Annotated in this window: 7 protein-coding genes; 5 read left to right on the top strand and 2 right to left on the bottom strand. The window is 56.9% G+C overall.

Features of this window, described 5'->3' with window-relative positions; genetic code table 11:
- Positions 1–614 (bottom strand): ribonuclease E/G (locus ACIQVE_RS28725; protein WP_402815217.1); only part of this gene is annotated, 614 nt, incomplete at its 3' end.
- Between the two features lie 698 nt (positions 615–1,312).
- Between ACIQVE_RS28725 and rluC the strand changes: the two genes are divergently transcribed.
- The 3 genes from rluC to sppA are packed head-to-tail and all read left to right on the top strand — an operon-like array spanning position 1,313 to position 3,935.
- Positions 1,313–2,272, top strand: a complete 960-nt coding sequence (gene rluC, locus ACIQVE_RS28720) for a 23S rRNA pseudouridine(955/2504/2580) synthase RluC (RefSeq protein WP_402815215.1) — start codon at positions 1,313–1,315, stop codon at positions 2,270–2,272.
- Complete coding sequence (locus ACIQVE_RS28715) at positions 2,259–2,921, top strand: HAD-IA family hydrolase (protein ID WP_402815212.1); 663 nt, start codon at positions 2,259–2,261, stop codon at positions 2,919–2,921. The genes rluC and ACIQVE_RS28715 overlap by 14 nt, the downstream gene beginning before the upstream one ends.
- 24 nt (positions 2,922–2,945) lie before the next feature.
- On the top strand, positions 2,946–3,935 hold the full coding sequence (sppA, locus tag ACIQVE_RS28710) for a signal peptide peptidase SppA (RefSeq protein ID WP_402815210.1): 990 nt from the start codon (positions 2,946–2,948) through the stop codon (positions 3,933–3,935).
- 86 nt (positions 3,936–4,021) lie between these two features.
- On the opposite strand, the gene ACIQVE_RS28705 is transcribed toward sppA, so the two are convergent.
- Positions 4,022–4,600, bottom strand: a complete 579-nt coding sequence (locus tag ACIQVE_RS28705; protein WP_402815208.1) for a Maf family protein — start codon at positions 4,598–4,600, stop codon at positions 4,022–4,024.
- 105 nt (positions 4,601–4,705) lie between these two features.
- Here ACIQVE_RS28705 and ACIQVE_RS28700 point away from each other — a divergent pair, with 105 nt between their 5' ends.
- Together ACIQVE_RS28700 and rpmF are read left to right on the top strand one after the other, a co-directional pair.
- Complete coding sequence (locus ACIQVE_RS28700; protein WP_402815206.1) at positions 4,706–5,233, top strand: YceD family protein; 528 nt, start codon at positions 4,706–4,708, stop codon at positions 5,231–5,233.
- A gap of 13 nt (positions 5,234–5,246) precedes the next feature.
- The gene (gene rpmF, locus ACIQVE_RS28695) at positions 5,247–5,429 is read left to right on the top strand and encodes a 50S ribosomal protein L32 (RefSeq protein WP_008152339.1); all 183 of its coding nucleotides are present in this window, start codon (positions 5,247–5,249) and stop codon (positions 5,427–5,429) included.
- Positions 5,430–5,457: the final 28 nt, after the last annotated feature.

The raw sequence follows: 5,457 nt of genomic DNA, 5'->3' as shown, positions 1-5,457 counted from the left end.
ATCAGGAATGGCGCGGCGCGATCCAGCGAGGCTTCTTTGATGGCGGTCCACAGTTGCAGCAGGTAATCGAGGTCCCACTGCATTTCTTCGCTGCTGCGGCCCAGGCCGGCAGTGCGCACGATCAGACCCATGTCGGCTGGAGCAACTAGACCGTTCAGCGCTTCACGCAGTTCGTTGCGTTCTTCGCCTTCGATGCGACGGGATATACCGCCGGCACGCGGGTTGTTCGGCATCAGTACGAGGTAACGACCGGCCAGGCTGATGAAGGTGGTCAGGGCTGCGCCCTTGTTGCCACGTTCTTGTTTCTCTTCCTGATCTATGACTTCCTGGCATTCGGTCAGGACGTCCTTTATGTTGACGCGGCCTTCAGGAGCTTTCTTGAAGTATTCGCGGGAGATTTCTTTGAGGGGCAGGAAGCCGTGGCGCTCAGAGCCGAAGTCGACAAAGGCAGCCTCAAGGCTTGGTTCGATGCGAGTGATCTTGCCTTTATAGATATTGGCTTTTTTCTGCTCGCGTGCACCGGATTCGATGTCCAGGTCGTAGAGGCGTTGGCCATCTACCAGTGCAACACGCAACTCTTCGGGTTGAGTTGCGTTAATCAGCATTCTTTTCATGTAGTACCGTCGGTTTCCGGGCTGCCGGAAACGGCGTTCGGCACACACGACTTCTCACGGTCGGTGTCAGGTGCGTCGGGAGTGGTTGGCCATTCCCGTGTCTAGCGATTGCGACCAATTGGGCCGAGACCGCGACGTACGCGTCCTGCTTGCTGTGGCTACTTAAGCACTCAGTCAGGAGGAGGAATCAACCAGCGGCTGTGGACGAGATGAAGCGTCTTGATAAAGCCTAATGCTACACAGTCCAGCGGTTGTGCATCTCCACCCTACACGTATCCCTGATAATTCGGGTGCTGCCGTGCGCAGAATCCGCAACGGGTTGGCATTTACCGTGAGCTCCGAAAGGGGAGGTCACGCATCATGGCTAATTTAGGCGTTGTTTCCGAAGCCTTCGCTCGGGGTCATTCGCAGCTGACTGCACTTTGTGAACTGGCCTTGAATGTTTGCCTGCCAGGCGAGTAAAAACTCTGCTCGGCGGTGTGATTCAGGCCTTATGTCACCTGCGCTTGTTACAACTGAAAACTCCACCGTTACGTAGCGAAAGCCCCGTAGGACGGCCTCGCGTCCTGGTGAATTGCGTTGGTCAGGGCCGGTTTAAGACCGTGGTGCCGCTGTCCAGGCCGCTTTTGGCGGCGTTCGCGACTATAGCAGCAATGATTAAGTGCTTCAATTCCATAAAAATTGTTATCATCCGCGCCATGACAACTACTGCCCCTTCGACTCCAGGCGTTCAACTGCTTGAAGTCTCGCCGGAGTATGCCGGCCAACGAATCGACAATTTTCTCCTCGCCCGGCTCAAAGGCGTGCCCAAGACCTTGATTTACCGGATTTTGCGCAAAGGCGAAGTGCGTGTGAACAAAGGTCGGATCAAGCCCGAATACAAGCTGCAGGCCGGTGACATCGTGCGCGTGCCGCCCGTTCGCGTGCCTGAGCGCGATGAGCCGGTGCCTTTGGCCCAAGGCCTGTTGCAGCGCCTGGAGGACTCGATTGTCTTCGAAGACAAAGCCCTGATCGTGATCAACAAGCCTGCGGGCATTGCGGTTCACGGTGGCAGTGGCTTGAACTTCGGTGTGATCGAAGCCTTTCGTCAGTTGCGTCCGGATACCAAAGAGCTGGAGCTGGTTCACCGCCTCGACCGCGACACCTCCGGTCTGCTGATGATCGCCAAGAAGCGCAGCATGCTCCGTCATTTGCACGAGCAGTTGCGCGGTGATGGCATCGACAAGCGCTACATGGCGCTGGTGCGCGGCAACTGGGCGACCTCGATCAAGAAAGTCAGCGCGCCATTGCTCAAGAGCAATTTGCGTTCCGGTGAGCGCATGGTTGAAGTCAACGAAGAAGGCAAAGAAGCCCTGACCCTGTTCAAGGTGCTGCGTCGCTTCGGCGACTTCGCGACCATGGTCGAGGCCAAGCCTGTCACCGGTCGTACCCACCAGATTCGCGTGCACACCCTGCACGCCGGGCATTGCATCGCTGGCGACAGCAAGTATGGCGATGAGGATTTCAGCAAGGAAATCCGCAATCTGGGCGGCAAGCGTCTGTTCTTGCACGCTTACATGCTGACCGTGCCGCTGCCCGATGGCGGCAAGCTGACGCTGCAGGCACCCGTGGATGAAATGTGGGCCAAGACCGTGGAGCGATTGAGTGCGCCCATCTGATTACAAACTGCTGATTTTCGATTGGGACGGCACGCTGGCCGATTCCATTCATCGGATCGTCGAGGCGATGCACTCCGCATCCGGGCGCTCCGGTTTCGAGTTGCGTGATGATTTTGCCGTCAAAGGCATCATCGGTCTTGGCCTGCCCGAGGCGATTCGCACCTTGTATCCCGAGATCAGCGATGCAGAAATGATCGCGTTTCGCGAATATTACGCTGATCACTACATTGCAGCTGAAGCCGTGCCTTCGCCGTTATTCGAAGGTGTTGTCGAGTCGATGGCGTCCTTTCGTGAGCAGGGTTATCACCTGGCTGTTGCGACCGGCAAAAATCGGCGCGGACTGGATCGGGTGCTCAAGGCTAATGGCTGGGAAGAGTATTTCGACATTACCCGCGCGGCCGATGAAACTGCGAGCAAGCCGCACCCTCTGATGCTCGAACAGATCCTTGCTCATTGTGGTGTGCGTGCGGAACAGGCGCTGATGGTCGGGGATTCGTCCTTCGACTTGCTGATGGCGCGTAACGCGGGGATGGATTCGGTGGCGGTCAGTTATGGCGCGCAATCGATCGTATCGCTGCAGCAGTTCGAGCCGCGGCTGTCGATTGATCGTTTTTCCGAATTGCATGCCTGGCTGGGGCAGCAGGCTTAATACGTTTTTGCTGGGGTGGATGGCATGACCGACGAATGGAAAGCACCGGCCAAGGCAAGTGCCGACGACGGTGACGAGAAGAGCTGGAAATTGCTGGAAAAGACCCTGCTGGCGGGTGTGCAGGAGCAGCGTCGTTCGCGGCGCTGGGGGATTTTCTTCAAACTGCTGACGTTTGTTTATCTGTTTGTCGCGCTAATCCTGTTCACGCCGCTGATGGACATGGAAAAAAGCGCCACTCGCAGCACGAACTACACCGCGCTGATCGACGTCACCGGCGTGATCGCTGACAAAGAGCCGGCCAGTGCTGACAATATTGTCGGTAGTCTGCGCGCGGCGTTCGAGGACAAGAAGGTCAAGGGTGTGATCCTGCGGATCAACAGTCCGGGCGGCAGTCCTGTGCAGTCCGGTTATGTGTATGACGAGATCAAGCGCCTGCGTGGCCTGCATCCTGATATCAAGCTGTATGCGGTCATTTCCGATCTCGGTGCATCGGGCGCCTATTACATTGCCAGTGCGGCTGATCAGATCTATGCCGACAAGGCGAGTCTGGTGGGCTCGATTGGTGTGACGGCGGCCGGTTACGGTTTTGTCGGCACCATGGAGAAACTGGGTGTTGAGCGTCGCACCTATACGTCGGGCGAGCACAAGTCGTTCCTTGATCCGTTCCAGCCGCAGAAGCCTGAAGAAACTGCGTTCTGGCAAAGTGTGCTGGACACCACGCACAAGCAGTTCATCAACAGCGTCAAGCAGGGGCGTGGTGAGCGCCTGAAAGACAAAGAGCATCCGGAGCTGTTCTCCGGGCTGGTCTGGTCGGGCGAGCAGGCGCTGCCGCTGGGCTTGATCGATGGCTTGGGTAATGCCAGTTCGGTGGCGCGTGATGTGATTGGCGAGAAAGAGCTGGTGGACTTCACCGTTCAGGAATCGCCGTTTGATCGCTTCTCGAAGAAGCTTGGCGCCAGTGTGGCTGAGCAGTTGGCGATGTGGATGGGTTTTCAGGGACCTTCATTGCGCTGAGTCGCTGGTAGATCAAAAGATCGCAGCCTGCGGCAGTTCCTACAGAGATTGAATGTAGGAACTGCTGAAGCCTGCGATCTTTTGCTTTAAGGGGTCTGCACGCCTTCTACCAATAGCATGTCGATCAGGCGAATCAGCGGCAGACCGATCAGGCTGGTAGCGTCAGGGCCCTCAGTGGATTGGAGCAAGCTCACGCCCAAACCTTCAGCCTTGAAGCTGCCAGCGCAGTCGTAAGGCTGCTCGATGTGCAAATAGCGTTCAATGCGTGCCTCATCGAGCTGGCGCATGTGCACGGTGAACGGCACGCAGTCGACTTGGAGTTGCCCTGTCTGGCTGTTGAGCAGCGCAAGGCCGGTCAGGAAGGTCACGCTGGCGCCGCTGGCGGCCATCAGTTGCTCGCGGGCCTTGTCGAAGGTGTGCGGCTTGCCGATGATCCGGTCGCCGAGGACGGCCACCTGGTCGGATCCAATAATCAGATGAGCGGGGTGGCTGTCGGCCAGCGCTCGGGCTTTTTGTTCGGCGAGACGTTTGACCAGCTCGATTGCCGGTTCGCCGGGGCGGTGGCTTTCATCGATATCCGGTGAGCTGCAGACGAACGGCAAGTGCAGGCGGGCGAGCAATTCGCGGCGATAAGTCGAGCTTGAAGCGAGTAATAAAGGCAGCATTTGCGTCTCCTGAGGCAGATGTGAATTCTAGCGGAGGCACGCAAGTGACGGACAGGGCACAATTTCCTTTGACATGGGTGGGTGCATCCCTATAATGCTGCGCCTATGTTGAATGACCCGATTCCACCTCACGTTGACCCGCGCAAATTGGCTGATCGTGGCACCACCATCCAAGGTGAGCTGCTGCTGGCCGATTTGAAGAGACTCTGCGACCCGCTTTCCGACAATGTCGGTACGGTGCAGGCGAAATTCGTTTTTGAACGAGATGAACGTAAATCTGTGGTAATTCACAGCTTTATCGACACCGAGGTCAAAATGGTTTGCCAGCTTTGTATTGAGCTGGTCACACTGCCGATCCACAGCGAATGCAGTTACGCTGTGGTGAAAGAGGGTGCGAATACCCAGTCGTTACCGAAAGGTTATGACGTGCTGGAACTGGGCGAAGATCCATTGGATCTGCAGTCACTGGTCGAGGAGGAGCTTTTGCTTGCCTTGCCTATCGTGCCTGCTCATCATCCGGAAGAATGCCAGCAGCCGGCGGGGTCAGATGAACCCGAGCCGAGCGAGGACGAGGTAACGCGGTCCAACCCGTTCAGTGTATTGGCGCAGTTAAAGCGTGACCCAAACGTTTAGGAGTTAATCAATTATGGCTGTTCAGCAGAACAAAAAATCCCGCTCTGCCCGTGACATGCGTCGTTCGCACGACGCCCTGACGGCGAGCACTCTGTCTGTAGAAAAAACCACTGGTGAAATTCACCTGCGTCACCACGTATCGCCAGAAGGCGTATACCGTGGCCGTAAAGTGATCGACAAGGGCGCTGACGAGTAATCACTTGTCTGCTCAAGTCATCGCGATT

The organism is Pseudomonas sp. NPDC098747, assembly GCF_044760045.1.
In the GTDB taxonomy this organism is placed as follows: Bacteria; Pseudomonadota; Gammaproteobacteria; order Pseudomonadales; family Pseudomonadaceae; genus Aquipseudomonas.
This window is presented reverse-complemented; position numbering and strand designations above follow the sequence as displayed.